This window comes from Helicobacter sp. MIT 99-5507 (assembly GCF_003364295.1).
In the GTDB taxonomy this organism is placed as follows: domain Bacteria; phylum Campylobacterota; class Campylobacteria; order Campylobacterales; family Helicobacteraceae; genus NHYM01.
In genome coordinates this window covers 138,294-157,128 of sequence record NZ_NXLO01000003.1, presented here as the reverse complement: position 1 = coordinate 157,128, position 18,835 = coordinate 138,294, and the positions used below count along the sequence as shown (strand labels likewise).

General features: G+C 29.3%; 21 protein-coding genes. 15 read left to right on the top strand and 6 right to left on the bottom strand.

From position 1 onward, the window contains the following. Positions 1 to 37 precede the first annotated feature (37 nt). The 3 genes from CQA42_RS05545 to CQA42_RS05535 are packed head-to-tail and all read right to left on the bottom strand — an operon-like array spanning position 38 to position 2,262. The gene (locus CQA42_RS05545) at positions 38 to 706 is read right to left on the bottom strand and encodes a lysophospholipid acyltransferase family protein (RefSeq protein WP_115583695.1); all 669 of its coding nucleotides are present in this window, start codon (positions 704 to 706) and stop codon (positions 38 to 40) included. Beyond that, on the bottom strand, positions 706 to 1,998 hold the full coding sequence (miaB, locus tag CQA42_RS05540; protein WP_115583694.1) for a tRNA (N6-isopentenyl adenosine(37)-C2)-methylthiotransferase MiaB: 1,293 nt from the start codon (positions 1,996 to 1,998) through the stop codon (positions 706 to 708). Before miaB ends, CQA42_RS05545 begins: the two co-directional genes overlap by 1 nt. A gap of 15 nt (positions 1,999 to 2,013) precedes the next feature. Beyond that, positions 2,014 to 2,262 (bottom strand): HP0268 family nuclease, encoded by a 249-nt coding sequence (locus tag CQA42_RS05535; RefSeq protein WP_115583693.1) that lies wholly within the window; start codon positions 2,260 to 2,262, stop codon positions 2,014 to 2,016. A gap of 129 nt (positions 2,263 to 2,391) precedes the next feature. Between CQA42_RS05535 and nusA the strand changes: the two genes are divergently transcribed. Further along, a complete protein-coding gene (nusA, locus tag CQA42_RS05530) occupies positions 2,392 to 3,540 on the top strand; it encodes a transcription termination factor NusA (protein ID WP_115583692.1) in 1,149 nt (382 codons plus the stop codon). Here the strand turns inward: nusA and CQA42_RS05525 are convergent. Next, positions 3,535 to 4,092, bottom strand: a complete 558-nt coding sequence (locus tag CQA42_RS05525; RefSeq protein WP_115583691.1) for a DJ-1 family glyoxalase III — start codon at positions 4,090 to 4,092, stop codon at positions 3,535 to 3,537. The two genes, nusA and CQA42_RS05525, sit on opposite strands and share 6 nt — an antisense overlap. Continuing rightward, positions 4,089 to 4,751, bottom strand: a complete 663-nt coding sequence (locus CQA42_RS05520) for a metallophosphoesterase family protein (protein WP_115583690.1) — start codon at positions 4,749 to 4,751, stop codon at positions 4,089 to 4,091. Before CQA42_RS05520 ends, CQA42_RS05525 begins: the two co-directional genes overlap by 4 nt. A gap of 264 nt (positions 4,752 to 5,015) precedes the next feature. Here CQA42_RS05520 and CQA42_RS05515 point away from each other — a divergent pair, with 264 nt between their 5' ends. After that, a complete protein-coding gene (locus CQA42_RS05515) occupies positions 5,016 to 6,584 on the top strand; it encodes an inorganic phosphate transporter (protein ID WP_115583689.1) in 1,569 nt (522 codons plus the stop codon). A gap of 27 nt (positions 6,585 to 6,611) precedes the next feature. Here CQA42_RS05515 and CQA42_RS05510 read toward each other — a convergent pair whose 3' ends face one another. Continuing rightward, a complete protein-coding gene (locus tag CQA42_RS05510; protein ID WP_115583688.1) occupies positions 6,612 to 7,388 on the bottom strand; it encodes an ABC transporter substrate-binding protein in 777 nt (258 codons plus the stop codon). Positions 7,389 to 7,506: 118 nt separating this feature from the next. Between CQA42_RS05510 and ftnA the strand changes: the two genes are divergently transcribed. The 13 genes from ftnA to nuoI all read left to right on the top strand — a co-directional run bounded on the left by ftnA (position 7,507) and on the right by nuoI (position 18,835). Beyond that, the gene (gene ftnA / locus CQA42_RS05505) at positions 7,507 to 8,001 is read left to right on the top strand and encodes a non-heme ferritin (RefSeq protein WP_115583687.1); all 495 of its coding nucleotides are present in this window, start codon (positions 7,507 to 7,509) and stop codon (positions 7,999 to 8,001) included. 131 nt (positions 8,002 to 8,132) lie between these two features. Further along, entirely contained in the window at positions 8,133 to 8,834 is a 702-nt protein-coding gene (locus CQA42_RS05500) for an amino acid ABC transporter permease (RefSeq protein ID WP_115583686.1), read from the top strand. Beyond that, the gene (locus CQA42_RS05495; RefSeq protein WP_115583913.1) at positions 8,821 to 9,627 is read left to right on the top strand and encodes an amino acid ABC transporter ATP-binding protein; all 807 of its coding nucleotides are present in this window, start codon (positions 8,821 to 8,823) and stop codon (positions 9,625 to 9,627) included. Before CQA42_RS05500 ends, CQA42_RS05495 begins: the two co-directional genes overlap by 14 nt. A gap of 25 nt (positions 9,628 to 9,652) precedes the next feature. Next, positions 9,653 to 10,933, top strand: coding sequence for a DUF2130 domain-containing protein (locus CQA42_RS05490; protein ID WP_115583685.1), 1,281 nt, complete (start codon positions 9,653 to 9,655; stop codon positions 10,931 to 10,933). 115 nt (positions 10,934 to 11,048) lie between these two features. Further along, positions 11,049 to 11,438 carry an NAD(P)H-quinone oxidoreductase subunit 3 gene (locus tag CQA42_RS05485; protein WP_115583684.1) on the top strand — a complete coding sequence of 130 codons (390 nt, stop codon included), beginning with the start codon at positions 11,049 to 11,051 and terminating at the stop codon, positions 11,436 to 11,438. Then, complete coding sequence (locus CQA42_RS05480; protein ID WP_115583683.1) at positions 11,420 to 11,929, top strand: NADH-quinone oxidoreductase subunit B family protein; 510 nt, start codon at positions 11,420 to 11,422, stop codon at positions 11,927 to 11,929. The genes CQA42_RS05485 and CQA42_RS05480 overlap by 19 nt, the downstream gene beginning before the upstream one ends. 10 nt (positions 11,930 to 11,939) lie before the next feature. Next, entirely contained in the window at positions 11,940 to 12,695 is a 756-nt protein-coding gene (locus tag CQA42_RS05475) for an NADH-quinone oxidoreductase subunit C (RefSeq protein WP_115583682.1), read from the top strand. 9 nt (positions 12,696 to 12,704) lie between these two features. After that, on the top strand, positions 12,705 to 13,934 hold the full coding sequence (gene nuoD, locus CQA42_RS05470) for an NADH dehydrogenase (quinone) subunit D (RefSeq protein WP_115583681.1): 1,230 nt from the start codon (positions 12,705 to 12,707) through the stop codon (positions 13,932 to 13,934). 13 nt (positions 13,935 to 13,947) lie between these two features. Beyond that, positions 13,948 to 14,217 carry an NADH-ubiquinone oxidoreductase subunit E family protein gene (locus tag CQA42_RS05465; RefSeq protein ID WP_115583680.1) on the top strand — a complete coding sequence of 90 codons (270 nt, stop codon included), beginning with the start codon at positions 13,948 to 13,950 and terminating at the stop codon, positions 14,215 to 14,217. Beyond that, complete coding sequence (locus CQA42_RS05460) at positions 14,214 to 14,969, top strand: hypothetical protein (protein ID WP_115583679.1); 756 nt, start codon at positions 14,214 to 14,216, stop codon at positions 14,967 to 14,969. The genes CQA42_RS05465 and CQA42_RS05460 overlap by 4 nt, the downstream gene beginning before the upstream one ends. Before the next feature lie 8 nt (positions 14,970 to 14,977). Beyond that, positions 14,978 to 17,236, top strand: coding sequence for an NADH-quinone oxidoreductase subunit G (locus tag CQA42_RS05455; protein WP_115583678.1), 2,259 nt, complete (start codon positions 14,978 to 14,980; stop codon positions 17,234 to 17,236). After that, positions 17,233 to 18,213 carry an NADH-quinone oxidoreductase subunit NuoH gene (nuoH, locus tag CQA42_RS05450; RefSeq protein WP_408941438.1) on the top strand — a complete coding sequence of 327 codons (981 nt, stop codon included), beginning with the start codon at positions 17,233 to 17,235 and terminating at the stop codon, positions 18,211 to 18,213. Before CQA42_RS05455 ends, nuoH begins: the two co-directional genes overlap by 4 nt. 7 nt (positions 18,214 to 18,220) lie before the next feature. After that, positions 18,221 to 18,835: an NADH-quinone oxidoreductase subunit NuoI gene (gene nuoI / locus CQA42_RS05445; RefSeq protein WP_408941441.1), complete on the top strand. Its 615-nt coding sequence runs from the start codon at positions 18,221 to 18,223 to the stop codon at positions 18,833 to 18,835.

Below are 18,835 nucleotides of genomic sequence, written 5' to 3'. Positions count from 1 at the left end.
TACAATCTTAAACTTATAAAATAACTAAACTATATTCTTAAAAACCCTCATATTTAAAAACTATATTTGGGTCTTTTGTCATTTGTTTATATACTAATTCTTTTGCGTCTTCTAAGTTTAAATCTTTTGATATATGAAAACTTGGCATTGAGATATATATTATTTTAGAAAATAATTTTGGGATTCTAAATTTATCCCAAGTTTTTAGCTCATAAAATCTATTTGGTATAGTTCTAACAGGCACTATTGCAATGCCGGTTTTTTGACTCATAGCTACAACACCATCTGCTATACTATGATAAGGTCCTTTTGGACCATCAGGTGTTATTGCAACATCATATCCATCTTCTAGCTTTTTAAATGATTGTATCAAAACCCTTCTTCCACCTCTTGTATTAGAGCCTCGAATAGTTTTAAATCCAAAATATCCATATAGTTTTACCATCAATTCACCATCAAAATGCTCGCTTGAAATTACAAATATTTTTGGTTTATCTCGCATTTTTTTATACAAAAATGGAAGCATTAAAAATTCACCATGCCAAAAAGCAAGTATAGCATTGCCCTTTTTTATATCATCATGAATATAAAATCTATTTTTGCAGCTTAAATACAAAATCCAAAGAAATATCCAAACAAGCCGTGGAGCAAATAAAAGTATTATTTTACGTTTAAATGCTCTTCTAGAATCTTTATTAAATATCATTAAATTATTTTGCCAAATAGGCTTCCATTTTCATTATTTGTGATGATTACATCATAGAAATTGCCAATAGCAATATTGGTATCATTTATTTTTATTAGCCTACCATTATCGCTTCTACCTTCACTTCCTTTATCATTAATATTTTCAATCATAACTTTATGGATTTTATTTATTTCATTTTTTGCTTTTTTATTTAAGATTTGCTTGTGAAGATTCTGCAATATTTCTAATCTCATAGCAGCAACACTAGAATCTATCTCTTTCATATTAAATGCTGTTGTATCTTTTCTTGGAGAATAAATAAAACTATACATAGTATCAAATTCTATATTTTTTACCATATCTAATGTATCATAGAAATCTTCTTCTTTTTCACTTGGAAATGCCACTATTATATCTGTGCCTATACCTACATCAGGACAGAGAGATTTTATCTTATTTACTCTATTTAAAAACCACTCTCTTGTATATCCTCTTTTCATATCTTTTAAAACAGTATTTGAGCCACTTTGCATAGGCATATGTATATATTTTGATATTTTTTTATTACTTGCAAACTCTTCTATAAATTCATCATCCATATGCAATGGATGCGGTGATACGAATTTGATTCGTTCAACCCCATCAATTTTGCTTATTTCCTGCAATAATTTTGTAAAGTTTATTTTTTCATGTGGAATTGAGAATCTAGCGCCATAATTATTTACATTTTGTCCAAGCAAGATTATTTCTTTTGCACCATTTTCTACTCTTGCTCTTGTTTCTTTTAAGATAAGATTAAGCGGGATAGAAATTTCTTTTCCTCTTGTAAATGGCACTATACAATAAGAACACTTTTTATCACAGCCAATAGAAATATTTATCAAGGCTCTTATATTAGATTCTATATTGTTGCAAAATTCATAATTTGATTCATCATGATTTATCTCGATTTCTACAGCTTTTTCTTTGTGGATAATGCTTGATATTTTTGATACATTTCTTGCACCTAATACAAAATTAACACTTGGAGCTTTTTTGATTATTTCTTCACCAAGAGCACTTGCGGTGCAACCACAGATTCCAATTTTTGCATCTCTTTTTTTTATGGCAGCATAACTTCCAATTTCACTAAATAGCTTTTTTTCTGGTTTTTCTCGAACACTGCAAGTATTTAGTATAATCAAATCAGCTTCTCTTGCATCTTGTGTTATATTGTAGTTTTCTTTTTCTTTCAATTCAGCGATAATATGATCACTATCACGCGTATTCATAGCACAGCCAAATGTTTTTATAAATAATTTTTTAGTCAATTTTGCTATCTTTTATTAATAATCTATAATGTGTAATTCATAAAGAATGCAATCTTTATCAAGTCCAAATCTTAGCTCGTGAAAATGAGTTGATTTTGCACTTTTTTCAAAATGAGCACATATTTTTTCTAAATCTTTTAATGAATTTTCTCTATCAAGGTAGAATGTGGTGTTTCCTTTTTCTTTTACTTGTTTTTCTATTTCTTCTAGTGTTATTGTTTTTGGCTTGTCATTTAGATTCATTCTAGCTAGTTTTAAATTCATTTACTATTCCTTAATTGGCATTTTGCAAAGATTTGATTCTATCAAATTTATCTTAAAACTTTAAGTCTAGTTTGATATAATCAGCACATTTTTTAAATGTTTTATACTTAATTTTTAAGGATTCAAATCTTGGATAAAATTTTAGATATTATCGAAATCATCGCATATGAAAAAGGATTACAAATTGATGTTATTCAAAATATAGTAAAAAATAAAATTTTAAAACTTGCAAAAAATAGCATTGATAATGATATGAATTTTGTTGTTGATTTTGACAAAAAAGACAAAACAATAAAATTATTCAATAAATTAAAAGTTGTCGATGATGATTTTGAGATTTTAGAAGAGGATTCTAAAAAATTGATAAAAATATCTCAAGCTCGTAAAAATGGCAATGTATCTATTGGTGATGAGATTTTATTTGAGTTAAGTATTGATAATTTGGAATTAAATAGAAATACAATTAGCAATCTTTTAAGAGATTTGGAAAGTAGCATTGAAAAAAATATAGAAGATCAGATATTTGATAATCTAAAAAATAGTGTAGATAAAATCATAAATGGAATGGTTGTATATATCGATTCAAAGAGTGAAGATACTATTGTTGAAATAGATTCTATTAGAGCTAGACTCCCTAGAAAAAATAGAATAAAAGGTGAAGTATTTAAAGTAGGGCAAAGTATCTCTTGTATATTAAAGCGAATTTATATTGATAATAGATATGGAATCCAAATAGAGTTAAGCAGGACAACACCAAAGTTTTTGGAGGAATTATTAAAATTAGAAGTGCCAGAAATAGCAGATGGTGAAGTAAATATTATGAAATGTTCTAGGATTCCAGGGGTTCGCTCAAAAGTAGCAGTATCATCAAATACAGCACGAATTGATCCAGTTGGTGCAACCGTTGGAGTAAAAGGTATAAGGATAAATGCTGTTAGTAAAAAAATATGCGGAGAGAGTATAGATTGTGTAGAATATTCTAGTGTGCCAGAAGTATTTATTACAAATGCACTCTCACCTGCAAAAATTGTAAGTGTAAAAATATTAGACAATAAGGCTATTATATCTCTTTATAGCGATCAAAAATCAAAAGCAATAGGCAAAGATGGTGTAAATATAAGGCTAACATCTATGCTACTTGGAATGGAGCTAGAGATCGAGGATTTGGGCGCAAATCCTAATACTTTAAGTATGCAAAATATCAAAGAAGTAGAAAAACAGCAAAATGATATAAAAGAAAGCGGAAAACAGCTACTAGAATCTTTATTTAAATCATGATTCTACAATAAGCATTTCACTTTTTATTTTATTGTATTTTTCTTTGCCTTGTAGTTTTTTAATGATTTCAAGGGCAAATAAGATTCCGCTTGCTGGACCATTTGCAGTGATTATATTTTCATCTATGCAAGTAGCTTGTTGTGTATATTTTGTTGCTACTTGTATTTCACTCTCACATCCTGGATAGCATGTAAAATGATTTTTTAGCACTCCTGCTTGGGCTAGCACGATAGGTGAAGCACAAATCGCAGATATAAGCTTATTTTGTTTATCTAGTTTTTGTAATATTTCTATTATTTCTTTGCTATTTTTTAGGTTTAACATCCCCTCAAATCCACCTGCAAGAGCAATGCCATCTAGGCTATCTATATCGACTTGTGAGATTTTGCACATTGATTTTATGATAATATTATGCGCTCCTATTACCATTTCGTCATCATTATTAGAATCTCTAGCAATAATGATATTTATATCAGCTCTTCTTAGTGTATCTATTATACTTACTAATTCTATTTCTTCAAATCCTTGCATTATTGGGACTAAAATATTCATAATCTACTCCTATAATCTTTTAGTATTTTTTTTAATTTTATTGGTGCGAGCATCGTTTGCTCTATTGATACATTGATACAAAATTTATTATTTGTTTCTTTTGAATGCGTATGTCCATGTATATTTAGCGAACAATCACTAAATCTAAAATAATCATCTAACACATCTCTAATAGCATCAAATCTATCATTTGGTTTTCTATTAAAAACTGGAAAATGACTAAACAAGATTCTCTCTCCATCAATATCCATGATGATTCCATTTAGATATATTTTTTCTTGTATTGTTCCATATTTTTGTTTTATTTTCTCTCTTATTTTTTCTTTTTGTGGTATCTTTAAAATGACTTTATTTTTCATTTCAAAATTAAATTTTTCTAGTTTATGTAGCTTTTTTATATCATTATTTCCAATTATTAGCATTTTTTTGCCATTTAATTTTTTTAGATATGAGAATCCATCTTTAAAATAAACATCACCTAAATGCAAGATTCTATCTTTTTGGCTTACTTTTTTATTCCAATTATCAACAATTAAATCAAAATGATTTTTATACCCTAGATTATTTGCTATGAGATTGCGTATTCTTTCTTTTTTGATTATAGAATTTTGCCCAAAATGTGTATCAGAAATGATATATGTATCAAGAGTGATATTCATACTATCCTACTTATCTATGTTGTTTTGTCTTTTTTTTGAAAAATAGTTGATTCTATTAATTTTTTTATATTTATACAAGATTTATGGCTATTGTGGTATAGAGATTTACATTAATATTCTTTATCTAGAAATATAATTATTATATTTTATTTAGGTGCAAAATTGGTATCTATTCTTAATTCTTTCACATTAAATTCATATTATAAATTAACTATTTTCACTATAATATAAAACTTCATAAACATCGCAAAAAGGGTTTTAATTATGGATATGAAAAGTTTTAATAAAATAGAGCAAGGTATGCAAGTAGGCATAAGTGATGCTAGAAAAATCACTATAGCATTGGTATTTATGTGCATTACTTGTATCGCCTCCACTATTTTTAGTGATAGTGGTAATAATATGCTAATAATGATTAGCACCATTTTTGGAATGTATATGGCTATGAATATTGGCGCTAATGATGTAGCTAACAATGTTGGTCCTGCAGTAGGATCAAATACCATGAGTTTAGGCTTTGCCATATTTATTGCAGCGATATTTGAGGCAGCTGGAGCTATTATTGCAGGTGGTGATGTTGTAGATACTATTCGTTCTGGTATCGTATCACAAGATACTTTTAGTGATATAAATACTTTTATTGCTGTGATGTTAGCTGCACTTATTGCTGGTGCTTTATGGTTAAATCTCGCTACTTTTATTGGAGCACCTGTTTCTACTACGCATTCTATTGTAGGTGGATTGATAGGCTCATCAATTGCTGCAGGTGGTCTTGGGGTTATTCATTGGGGCGTGATGTTAGAAATAATCATAAGTTGGATTGTATCTCCTATGGTAGGAGGGATTGTATCTGTTATGTTTTTGTATATTGTGAAGCGGACTATCACATATCAAAATGATAAAAGATTAGCAGCAAAAAAAGTGATACCAATTTTAATATTTATAATGTCTTGGTCTTTTTGTCTTTATCTCTTACAAAAAGGACTCTCAAAGATTATTTATTTAAATTCACTCTCGCAGATTCTAATATCTACCATAATTGCTATATTGATTTTTATACTAACAAAACCTATCATCTCAAAAAAAGCAGATACACTTCAAAATACAAAAGATGCAGTAGGTGATTTATTTACAATTCCACTTATTTTTTCTGCTGCATTACTTAGTTTTGCACATGGTGCAAATGATGTTGCAAATGCAATAGGTCCTCTTGCTGCTATAAATCAAGCTATAAGTGGAGTAATAGATGCAAAATCAAATGCTCCTATTTGGATCATGATACTTGGCGGACTTGGAATCTCAGTTGGTCTTGCATTGTATGGACCAAAATTAATAAAAACGGTTGGTAGCGAAATAACAGAGCTAGATAGAATAAGAGCATTTTGTATAGCTTTATCTGCTTCTATTACAGTTTTGATTGCTTCTGCTTTGGGACTTCCTGTGAGCTCTACTCATATTGCTATTGGTGCTATCTTTGGTATAGGATTTTTAAGAGAATACCTAAAGAGTAATTACAATAAAATGGAGCAAGAAATCATACAAGCACACAAAGGCAAAGATGCAGCAATTGTAGAAAGCTTTTTAAATGATTTTAGAAAATCATCTATAAAAAGAAAACAAGAGATTCTAAAGAATCTAAAAGTTGAAGATAAGCATAACTCAATATTAAATAAAAAAGCAAAGAAAGCTTTGAAAAAGAGTGTAAAAGATGAGCTTGTAAAAAGAAGTGCTTTGACAAAAATTGTCATGGCGTGGCTTATTACCGTCCCAGTATCTGCTATATTTGCAGCTGTTTGCTTTTTTGTTGTTAATAATTTTGCAGATAGTTTTTGATCGTTTTATGGTTGTAAAACCATAAAACTATTGATTTTGTGTATAGTATTTATTGATTATTTCTTGCATTCTTCCATCTTGTTTTATTGCTCTTAGAATCTCATTTATTTTATTTAATAACTCATTATTTCCTTTACTTACTGCAATAGCATATTTTTCATCAGTTAGTGCTATATCTATTAGCTCAATGCCACTATTTGTTTTTGTCAATACTCTTGCTGGCATTTCATCTATGATTACTACATCTAATTGATTATTTAGCATAGCAGTTATTGCCATAGCACCATTTGTAAAACTAATAGTTGTCGTATTTTTAAAACCATCAAATCCCCAATCTTTATCACCTTTTGAATAAAATTCTCCTGTTGTTCCTGCTTGGACACCAATTTTTAAGCCTTTTATTTTATTGATTGCTTTTATTACATCTTCTTTTGTTTTTAGATTCTCAAATCTTTTATCATTTTCTTTTATTATTAGCATTTGTGCTGCATTAAAATATGTATCACTAAAATCTATTACTTGTTTTCTAGCTTCATTCATAGTTAGACCAGATAGCCCTATATCTGCATTTTTTGAAGCAACAGATTGCACAACTGAGTCAAATTCCATATCTGAAATCACTAATTCCTTTCCCAATTCACTTGCAATAATTTTTGCTACATCAATATCAATTCCTTGAAATTCACCACCACTAATATATTCAAATGGAGCAAAATTTGCAGCTGTTGCCATCGTCAATTTATCACTTTTGCAACCACTAAATATAATTCCAATTATTGATAGAAAAAATAAAACTATCTTCATAAATCAACCTTAGAGTATAAATTTTAAATAATTGTAGATTCTACAAATTTTTTACTTTTTTTGGTAGTTTAAGCTTGTTGTTGGTATAAATCGAAAAAATAAACAAAAGGAGATGGAAATGCTTTCAAATGAAGTCATAAAAAAGCTAAACGAACAAGTAGCAAAGGAAACATATGCATCTAACTTGTATTTTAATATGAGTTCTTGGTGCTATACACATAGATATGATGGAGCAGGATTGTTTTTATTTGAGCATGCAAAAGAGGAAAGCACTCATGCAACAAAACTTATTTCTTATTTAAACGAAACAGATTCTCTTCTCACAATAGAATCTATTGAAAAGCCAGAATCTAATTTTAAATCATTGTTAGATGTATTTGAAAAAACTTACGAGCATGAATTAAAAATTACAAAATCTATAAATGAATTAGTTGAACTTGCATTAAATGTAAAAGATTATTCTACATTTAATTTTTTACAATGGTATGTAGCAGAACAACATGAAGAAGAAACATTATTTAGAGGCATCAAAGATAAGATCAGCTTAGCAGGCAATAGTGATACTAGCTTGTATCTAATTGATGAATACATAAAAGGTCTTACAGGAAAATAACACTTCAATCTATTGAGTTTAACTCAATAGATTCTACTTACAAAAAAATCTGCATCATTTTATATTTTCAAAGATAATTTTTATACAATATATATTTGCTTTATGGTTATTCTTATAATTAAGGTTGTTATTTGGTTGATAAAATAGAGATTTTTTATAATCAATTTATACTAAAAGATGGTTATAAATTGGTATTAGAAGGGCTTGGTGTTACGATAGTTTTAAGTATTTGCGCACTTTTTATTGGGCTTATTGTAGGGACTTTGGTCGCAATTTTGATGACAAAAAAAGATAAATCAATTTCTTATAAGATTCTAGTTTGTATAGCAAAATGTTATGTTGGATTCTTTAGAGGGACACCAATTGTCGTGCAATTATTATTTATTTATTTTGTTATTTTGCCTTTATTTGGTTTAGGTGGTGGCAGTGCCTTGCTTGTAGCGGTATTTATATTTGGATTAAATAGTGGAGCATATGTAAGCGAAATCGTACGTAGCGGAATCTTGAGTATTGATATAGGGCAAAATGAAGCAGCTAGGGCTCTAGGGCTAAAAGAAAAACAAGCTATGCGGTTTATTGTATTTCCACAAGCATTAAAAAATTCACTACCTCCACTTTGCAATGAATTTATTGCATTATTAAAAGAAACATCAGTTGCAAATTATATAACCGTGCATGATTTGACATACGCATTTAGGTCTATTGGAAGTTCTAGTTATGAATTTATGATACCTTATTTATTTTTGGCACTTAGTTATTTAATTCTTGTTTTGATCGCTACATATTTTGTAAGAATCTTTGAAAGGAAATTGCGTGCAAGTGATAAGTATTAGGAGTTTAAGTAAAGTTTTTAATAATAAATTAGTGCTTGATAATATAAATCTAGATATTTTTGCTAAAGAAAGAGTTGTCATCATTGGTCCAAGTGGAAGCGGTAAATCAACTTTACTTCGTTGCATGAATCTTCTTGAGATTCCAAGTAGCGGTGAAGTGTGGTTTGAAAATAAGCGAATTTCAAATATTGATATAACTTTATATGATGAATTGCAAGGGCTTAGCAAAAGTGCATTAAAAAGCAAAATAAAAGAGATTGATAGTAAATACAAGTGGAATCTAGATTCTGCTAGAGTAAAAATGGGCATGGTTTTTCAACATTTTAATCTTTTTAATAATCTAAATGTCTTAGATAATCTTATCCTAGCTCCTACAAAATTAAAAAGAATGACAAAAGAAGAAGCCATAAATGAAGCTTTAATCTTACTAAACAAGATTGGATTAAGTAGCAAAAAAGATGAATTTCCATCATATTTATCTGGCGGACAAAAGCAAAGAGTTGCAATTGCAAGGGCTTTGATGAATAAGCCTGATGTATTACTTTTTGATGAGCCTACAAGCGCACTTGATCCAGAGATGGTAGGTGAAGTATTAGAGCTTATTACAGAGCTTGCAAATGATGGAATGACTATGGTTTGCGTTACGCATGAGATGAGGTTTGCAAAAAATATAGCTACAAAAGCAATATTTATGGAAGATGGAAAAATAGTAGAAATTGGCAATGGAAATGACTTTTTTAATAACCCAAAAAGCAAGAGATTATTAGATTTTTTACATAAAGTTGAGCATTGATTTGCCCCTAAAAGGAGAATCTTAAATGAATACAAAAGAGATAAAATGTCCAAAATGTGGTGAAGTTTTTAAGGTAGATGAATCTGGCTATGCTGCTATTTTAAAACAAATTAAAGATAAAGAATTTCAAAATGAATTAAAAACATTTAGTGATCAATTAGAGAAAGAAAAAGAAAATGCAATTATGCTAGCAAAGCTAGATTCTAAAAATCAATTTAGTGAGGAATTAAACAAAAAAGATCATGAAATAGCAAGATTAGAATCTTTAATCACAAAAGAGCAACTATCAAAACAAAATGCTATGATAGAGATTACCTCACAAAAAGATAAAGAAATCCTAGAACTTAAAAATAAATTAGAATCTTTTAGCAAAGATAAAGAACTAGAAATTACTAAAATTATTAGCAAAAAAGATTCAGAGATTCTAGAGAAAGAAAATCATATCCAAAAATTAAATGGGCAATATCAGTTAAAAGAACAAGCTCTAAGAGAAAAATATGAAGAGAATCTTAGATTTAAAGATGAGGAAATATCAAAGATTAAAGATTTTAAAGCAAGATTATCTACAAAAATGATAGGCGAGAGTTTAGAGCAACATTGTGAAATAGAGTTTAATAAACTTCGTGCAATAGGATTTCAAGATGCTTATTTTGAAAAAGATAATGATGCTAGTTCTGGTAGCAAGGGAGATTATATTTTTCGCTGTTATGATAAAGATGGCAGTGAGTTTATATCAATCATGTTTGAGATGAAAAATGAATCTAATTTTACTGCTACAAAAAAGAAAAATGAAGATTTTTTAAAAGAACTAGATAAAGATAGAAGAGATAAAAATTGTGAATACGCTGTCTTAGTAACCATGCTAGAGCCTGAAAATGAACTATATAATTCTGGCATAGTAGATGTCTCGCATCGTTATGAAAAGATGTATGTTATTCGTCCGCAATTTTTTATCCCAATAATAACACTTTTAAGAAATGCAGCACTAAATGCTTTGCAAGTCAAAAAAGAATTGATACTTATTAAAAATCAAAATATCGATATTGCTAATTTTGAAAATAAGATAAATGATTTCAAAGATCAATTTTCTAGAAATTATCGCATTGCAAGTGAAAAGTTTTGTAAAGCAATTGAGGAAATAGACAAAACAATCAACCATTTGCAAAAAACAAAAGAAGCATTATTATCATCGCAAAATAATTTACGATTAGCAAATAATAAAGCAGAAGATTTAAGCATAAAACGACTAACAAAGGACAATCCAACAATGAAGGCAAAATTTGATGAAGTCCATCAACAAAAATGACTTTTAGAAATAGTAAAAATTAAAAAAGAAACATTATTTCTTGAAAAATAGTTTTTATTAAGTTTTTTATCTTAAAATTTGAAACATCTTTTAAAATTTTTGTGGAGTTATTTAAATGTCGCATTCTGTATTTGCATACCCTTATTTTGGTGTCTTTATGCTATTTGTTATTACATTTATAGCTTTTGGTTTGACACTTTTTATACAAAGAAAGCTAAGCACAAGATTTGCAAGCAAGAACAGGGAAAAACTAAAACTTGCACAATATGAATGTGGCGTTATCCCAAATAAACAACAAAATAGAATCTCATCTAGGTATTATATAATGGCATTGTTATTTATTTTGTTTGATGTTGAGATTATTTTTATGTTTCCTTGGGCTGTGGATTTTAAGATTCTAGAAATGTTTGGATTTGCAGAAATGCTTATATTTATATTTTTATTATCTATTGGTTTTATTTATGCATGGAGAAAAGGGGCATTACAATGGCAAAGTTTGAAGTAGATTATTTAAAAAACAATAATATACCTGTAACTTTAACAAGTATTGATAAGCTTATTAATTGGGGTAGAAGCAATTCACTTTGGGCTATGACCTATGGACTTGCTTGCTGTGCGATTGAGATGATGGCAAGTGGTGGCTCAAGATATGATTTTGATAGATTTGGCACGATTTTTAGGGCAAGTCCAAGACAAAGTGATGTTATGATTGTAGCAGGTACGGTTACAAAAAAACATGCTGAATTTGTTAGAAGATTATATGATCAAATGCCAGAACCAAAGTGGGTGATTTCTATGGGCAGCTGTGCAAATACAGGCGGAATGTTTAATACTTATGCAACGGTTCAAGGGGTTGATAGAATCATACCTGTTGATATATATCTTCCAGGTTGTGCTCCTAGACCAGAAACATTGCAATATGCAGTTATGGTTTTACAACAATACATAAGAAGCAAAAAAGCTTTGCAACACCAAACAAAAAAACGTTTGATTTAAGAGGAAATATATGCAAGATATACAAAAAAAGGTTTATCATAAGAATAGATTCTACCAAGCACCACATACTCTAAAACAAAATCCAAATGAAACAAAATTTAGCGATGTTTTTTCTTTGATAGAATCTAAAGTAAATATAATAAAATCTTATGTTGAGCTTGATAATTTAGTAATTTTTATAAATAAAGATGAAGTTTTAAATACATTTTTGTTTATAAAAGAAATTAGCTTTGATATATTAAGTGAGATGAGTGCCATTCATTTAAGTGATGATAGTTTTGAAGTGTTTTATCAATTATTATCTATGGACAAAAAGTTGCGTTTGCGAGTAAAAACACATACAAAAGATTGTATAGATTCTATATCGCATATTTACAGAAATGCACTTTGGAGCGAGAGAGAAGCTTATGATATGTTTGGTATTAAGTTTAATAATCATAAAGCATTAAAGAGGATATTAATGCCAGATGATTGGAGTGGGCATCCATTGCGAAAAGATTATCCATTACATGGAGATTTAAGCGCACAATGGTATGAAATCGATAAGATTTTTGGAGAAGAATATAGAGATGTAGTAGGTCCTGAAAATAGAGATTCTTCATATATAAATCCAAAAGATACTTTTAATTTTGCTCATATGGGGTTTGAGGTGGCAAAAGGCGAGCAAGTTTCATCTGTTTTACATGATATTACTTATCAAGAAAATAAAGGGGTATTTGTAGTTACAAAGTTTGATAAATCAAAAGAGCTTACAAAAAGACGCTAAGAGGCAAAAATGGCACAAATTTATACTAGATTAAAACCACAATTTGAAAATATCGCATTTGAACGTGATGATGATAAAATGATATTAAATTTTGGACCACAGCATCCATCAGCACACGGACAGCTAAGATTGATATTAGAATTAGATGGTGAGCTAATAACAAAGGCTACACCAGATATTGGTTATCTACATAGAGGTGTAGAAAAGATGGCAGAAAATATGATATATAATGAGTTTTTGCCTACAACTGATAGATTAGATTATATCAATGCTTCATCAAATAATTATGCTTTTGCACTTAGTGTAGAAAAATTAATAGGCCTAGAAGTGCCACGAAGAGCACAAATCATTAGGATGATGCTTTTAGAGCTAAATAGAATCATCTCACATATATTTTTTATTTCTGTGCATGGTATGGATGTAGGTGCTTTATCTGTTATGCTTTATGGATTTAAAGAAAGAGAATATGCACTTGATTTAATAGAGGATTATTGTGGAGCTAGGCTTACACATTCTAGCATTAGAATAGGTGGAGTGCCTCTTGATTTGCCACAAAATTGGTGTGAGAATCTAAGTGCATTTCTTGATAGATTGCCAAAAGAAATAGGCTTGATAGAAAAACTTTTAAGTGAAAATAGAATCTGGCGTGCAAGATTGGAAAATGTTGGAGTTGTTACAAAAGACTTAGCAAAAAAATGGGCTTTAAGTGGTGTAATGCTTCGATGTTGTGGGTATAAATGGGATCTTAGAAAAGAAGAACCTTATGAATTATATAATGAAGTAGAATTTGATGTGCCATATGCTACAGATGGCGATAGCTATGCTAGATATTTGCTTTATATGGAAGAAATAAGACAATCAAGCAGAATCTTGCGTCAATTAATAAAAATGTATAAAGATACCCCACCGCAAATCATGGCAGATTCTCCATCATATATTTCTGCGCCAAAAGAACAGATAATGACTCAAAATTATTCTTTGATGCAGCATTTTGTATTGGTTACACAAGGCATGAGACCACCTATTGGCGAAGTATATGCCCCTACAGAATCTCCAAAAGGTGAGCTAGGATTTTTTATCAATTCCACAGGTGAGCCATATCCATATAGATTAAAAATAAGAACGCCTAGCTTTTTTCATACTGGTTTATTGCAAGATTTGCTTCCAGGACATTATCTAGCTGATGTTGTTACTATAATTGGATCTGCAAATATTATATTTGGTGAGATTGATAGATAGGATTAGGGTTTTTATGAAAAGATATGATTTAAGACAATATAAAAATGATTTTATAAATAGAATGAATGAAATTATAAAAGATGAATTAAGTGATGGCGAAGTTGGTATTTTTATATTTGAAATTGGTGGAGATGGAAGCGATGGGAGCATTGTAAATATGGCAAATGATTCTATAAAATCGCTTGGATTTCAGCTTTTAAATTCTATTAGATTTAATGAAGTAGATTGGAGCATTGTAATCAAAAAAGAAAAAATGCAAGATTCTAAAGAAGAAACATTATGATAAGAGATTATATAGATTCTAGTTTTGATACTAAGTATTTAAATGATTTTGATTTTATAATAGCACTTGGTATTTATGCAAAAAATATTACTAGCGATATTTATATAAATCCACTACTTGATATGCAAGTAAAGCATTATATACGATATGAGGCTGGCACAGAAGAGGGTGTAGCTGCACTATTTTTGCATGATTTTTATAAAGGTTTAAATCTAGAAGATTATATAAAAACACTAGATTATGGGTATTTGACATCTGAGACAAATATCTCTGAAGAAGAAATGCAAGAAATCAAAAAAAGTTTTTACTCACATAAGAAGTCATTATTACTCTTTGGTAGTAATTTTTATTTACACCAAAGAAGCAAAAATATATTAAATATTTTTTCTCATTTAGCACAATCTATAAATATCGCATTTTTAGGAAGTGATACAAATAGAATCTATACAATAAAAAATAGAATCTCAAATATAGAAAAAATCAGCCATCTTCCTGAAAATAATGGTTGTATAGTGTATGTGGATTCTGTATTATCGGCACAAAAACCATTGTTGAGATTTTCACAGGAATTTGCAAGGGCTTGGAAAATAAATAATAATGATTGCATTGAAATTTGTTTTGATGATTTTAAGATAAAAGCTTTGAGTATTCTAGATTCTGCTTTAAGTGGTGTGATTGGTATCCTAAGTATAGATGAAAATATCAATTGTGGATATAGATATAAAAAAGTTATTATAAATAAAGTCAGTTAAGGTGATATATGGCAAAGATAACTATTAATAATATTAATTTAGAAGCAAATGAGGGTGAATACATTCTTGAGGTTGCACGAAAGAATAATATTTTTATTCCAGCAATTTGTTATTTGAGTAAATGTTCTCCTACTCTTGCCTGTAAGCTTTGTATGGTTGATGTTGATGGAAAACGAACATATGCTTGCAATACAAAAATCAAAGATGGTATGAATATCATTACAAGCACAAAAGAAATAGAGAGTGAACGAAAAGATATCATGAAAAGCTATGTAGTAAATCACCCACTAGAGTGTGGTGTATGTGATAAAAGTGGAGAATGTGAATTGCAAGATTACACACTTTTAATGGGTGTAAATTCTCAAAATCTATTTGTCTCACCATCTTTTAACACTTTTGCTTCTTGGTCACATGTAAAATACGATCCTAGCCTTTGTATATTGTGTGAGCGATGTGTAACAACCTGCAAAGATAATCTAGGCGAATCTAATATCAAAGCAGTAAAAGTAGATTCTCCAGCTCTTGATGCAGCATATTGGAAAGAAAGAATGCCAAAAGATGCATTTAGTGTTTGGAATAGAAAACAAAAAAGTATTATAGGCTTTGTAGGTGAGAATCCTTGTATAGATTGTAGTGAGTGCGTTAGTGTATGTCCTGTTGGGGCTCTTGGTGTGAAAAGTTTTCAATATACAAGCAATGCATGGGAATTAAATAAAGTTAGCTCAACTTGCAACCTATGTCCAAGTGGTTGTAAAATCGTCTATGAAGGCAAAAAAGATTCTAAAAACAAATATCACATTTATCGCGTTACAAATGATTTCAATTTCAATCCTATATGCGGGGCGGGTCGTTTTGCATATGACATATCACCAAAATTAGATTTAAATAATTTTGATGTAGCAATAGATGCAATAAAGAGAGCAAAAAATATTATAGTTGGCGGAAATGTAACAAATAATGAGGCAAAATTTTTAGCATTATTAAAAAATAATCTTGGGGTAAAATTAGTAAATAATATTTTAAAACAATACAAAGATTTTATTAGCATCTATTATGGAAGTGGTGCTAAAAATACTATGCTAAAAGATATATCTAATTATAAAGTGATTGTTTCAATTGGCTCTAGTTTAAAAAATGAGAATCCATTGCTTAGATATAAAATCAATAATACATTAAAACTAAAAAAAGATTCTAGTTTTATTTATATTCATCCATTTAGCGATAAGCTTATTTCAAAATTATCAAAAAATGTAACTACAATCAATTTAGCTACAAATAGCGATGATGCAGCAATACTTGCTATTTTAAAGATTCTAGATTGTAATAATCCATTATTAAAAGTATTGGAAGATTCTAAGATAAATATCAATCACAAAATGACACAAGATGATGAAGAAAAAAATATAAATGTAGAATATTATGATTTGTTTATGAATGCAAAATTGGATTATGAAACTTTCTTAAATCTAGAATCTAAGCTTTCTTCAAAGCCACTTATAGTGATTGGAAGTGATTTATATGCTCATCCAAATGCTACTTATTTAGCAAAGATTCTAGCTTCACTTCAAATAGAAGATAAAATAGATGTGATTTTTATTCCTCCTAGTCCAAATGCAAATGGAATCTGCAATACCATCGATTTTGATGATGAGGTAGATGGCTATAGACTTGGCTTTAGAGCAAAAGGTGATTATGTATTTGATAGCGTTAGTTATGATTTTGCATTGCCATATTTTAGTCAATTAGAAGATAGTATCACAAATATAGATTATAAGACTTTGCCACTTTATCCAATAAATAATAAGATTGATTATTTAGAGCAATTAGGAAGATATTTGGGATTTGATTTTGAGAGTGACAAAATCACATTAAATAACAAATATGGAAATGATGGAGCTGATTTGCGAGGTATAACAATAGCCCCAAGAATCTCTTATTATATAGATGATATTAAGTTTGTTAAGATTGATTATGTAGATTCTAATGCTTATATGAGGGATTTTGGTGTGCATTTTTATCCATATACAAAATATAGCAAGAATCTAGATTACAATGTCGGAATCTATGTCTCAAAAGAATATTTAGAAAAATTAAATTGCAATGAAGGCGATATTATCAAGATAGAATCTGAATATGGCAAGATAGAAGCAAATATATATATTGATGTTGATATGGATGGAGAATATTTTGCTATATCTCCACAAATTAACAATGCAGATAAGTTTTTTGGAAAAACAAAATATATTAAAGCAGGGGTTTTATTGTGAGTTTTTTAGAAGTTATTATAAAGATTATTATATTACTTGCTATTTTTTCTGCTTTGGCTGGATTTGGCACTTACCTAGATAGAAAATTTCTAGGACTTATACAAAAACGACTTGGACCTACACATGTTGGACCTTGGGGATTATTGCAAATTGTAGCTGATGGTATTAAACTATTTTTAAAAGAGGATATTATCCCTAAAAATGCAAATAAAATCATTTTTATCCTAGCACCTATTATTGCTGTGGCTACTGCTTTTATTGCAATGGCTCCGATTCCTTTTTTGCCAGAATTTACTTTATTTGGACAGACTATTAAGCCAATTATTTCTGATATTAATGTTGGATTATTATTTGTATTAAGTGTAAGTGCTGTTGGTATGTATGGACCACTTTTAGCAGGTATGAGTTCTAATAATAAATATTCACTTTTAGGGGCTGCAAGAGCCGTATCTCAATTGCTTAGTTTTGAAGTAGTAAGTGGATTATCTATTTTAGCGCCAATTATGATTGTTGGTTCGCTTTCATTAATAGATATTAATAATTATCAAAGCAATTCTATATTTGATTGGCTTATTTTTTCCCAACCTGTAGCATTTTTGTTGTTTTTGATTGCTGGTTTTGCAGAGACGAATAGGACACCATTTGACTTACTTGAACATGAAGCAGAAATCGTATCTGGTTATATCACAGAATATAGTGGCTTAAAATGGGGTATGTTTTTTATTGGTGAATATGCTAATATGTTTAGTATTGCATTTATAATAAGCATCGTATTTTTTGGTGGATTTAATAGTATTGGTTTTATTCCTGGCGGTATAGCGATTTTGCTAAAAGTTGCATTTTTTATATTTTTATTTGTTTGGGTTAGAGCTACATTTCCACATGTTAGGCCAGATCAGCTGATGTCTGTTTGCTGGAAAGTATTAATGCCAATAGCTATTATAAATATATTAGTAACAGGTATTGTTTTAGTATAAAAGGATAATTATGAAAGTAGAATACAAATTAGTAGCACAAACTCCACCACCAAGTTTTAAGCGATTTTTAAAACGTACATTTTCATTGGATTTGCTAAAAGGGCTAAAATTAACTTTATTTGAGTTATTTAAACCAAGCACAATAGTAACGATAAAATACCCACTTGAAAAGATTCCACTATCTCCTAGATATAGGGCTGTGCACAATTTGATGAGATTGTTAGAATCTGGAAATGAAAGATGTATTGGCTGTGGATTGTGTGAGAAAATATGTGTTAGTAATTGTATAAAAATTGATACTAAATATGGTATTGATGGTAGAAAAAATATAGAATCTTATAGTATTAATTTTGGGAGATGTATTTATTGTGGGCTTTGTGCAGAAGTGTGTCCAGAGCTTGCAATAGTGCATGGCAATAGATATGAAAATGCAAGCGAGCAAAGAGCTCATTTTAAATTAAAAGATGATTTATTAGTATCTTTTGCTTTGGCTAAAAAAGGACAGATTGATGAATATAGCGGATATGGTAGTCTAAGCCCTAATGCTGATAATAATATAAAACCAACTCCACTAAGCAATGATGAGACAAGTAAAAAAGTAGATAGTGAGAAAGTAGGTTGA

What these genes read in the sequence shown, in the direction of transcription:
- CQA42_RS05545 (WP_115583695.1), bottom strand. Translation starts at nt 706, where the DNA reads ATGATATTTAATAAAGATTCTAGAAGAGCATTTAAACGTAAAATAATA.
- CQA42_RS05535 (WP_115583693.1), bottom strand. Translation starts at nt 2,262, where the DNA reads ATGAATTTAAAACTAGCTAGAATGAATCTAAATGACAAGCCAAAAACA.
- CQA42_RS05525 (WP_115583691.1), bottom strand. Translation starts at nt 4,092, where the DNA reads ATGAATATTTTAGTCCCAATAATGCAAGGATTTGAAGAAATAGAATTA.
- CQA42_RS05520 (WP_115583690.1), bottom strand. Translation starts at nt 4,751, where the DNA reads ATGAATATCACTCTTGATACATATATCATTTCTGATACACATTTTGGG.
- CQA42_RS05515 (WP_115583689.1), top strand. Translation starts at nt 5,016, where the DNA reads ATGGATATGAAAAGTTTTAATAAAATAGAGCAAGGTATGCAAGTAGGC.
- CQA42_RS05510 (WP_115583688.1), bottom strand. Translation starts at nt 7,388, where the DNA reads ATGAAGATAGTTTTATTTTTTCTATCAATAATTGGAATTATATTTAGT.
- ftnA (WP_115583687.1), top strand. Translation starts at nt 7,507, where the DNA reads ATGCTTTCAAATGAAGTCATAAAAAAGCTAAACGAACAAGTAGCAAAG.
- CQA42_RS05490 (WP_115583685.1), top strand. Translation starts at nt 9,653, where the DNA reads ATGAATACAAAAGAGATAAAATGTCCAAAATGTGGTGAAGTTTTTAAG.
- CQA42_RS05485 (WP_115583684.1), top strand. Translation starts at nt 11,049, where the DNA reads ATGTCGCATTCTGTATTTGCATACCCTTATTTTGGTGTCTTTATGCTA.
- CQA42_RS05480 (WP_115583683.1), top strand. Translation starts at nt 11,420, where the DNA reads ATGGCAAAGTTTGAAGTAGATTATTTAAAAAACAATAATATACCTGTA.
- CQA42_RS05475 (WP_115583682.1), top strand. Translation starts at nt 11,940, where the DNA reads ATGCAAGATATACAAAAAAAGGTTTATCATAAGAATAGATTCTACCAA.
- nuoD (WP_115583681.1), top strand. Translation starts at nt 12,705, where the DNA reads ATGGCACAAATTTATACTAGATTAAAACCACAATTTGAAAATATCGCA.
- CQA42_RS05465 (WP_115583680.1), top strand. Translation starts at nt 13,948, where the DNA reads ATGAAAAGATATGATTTAAGACAATATAAAAATGATTTTATAAATAGA.
- CQA42_RS05460 (WP_115583679.1), top strand. Translation starts at nt 14,214, where the DNA reads ATGATAAGAGATTATATAGATTCTAGTTTTGATACTAAGTATTTAAAT.
- CQA42_RS05455 (WP_115583678.1), top strand. Translation starts at nt 14,978, where the DNA reads ATGGCAAAGATAACTATTAATAATATTAATTTAGAAGCAAATGAGGGT.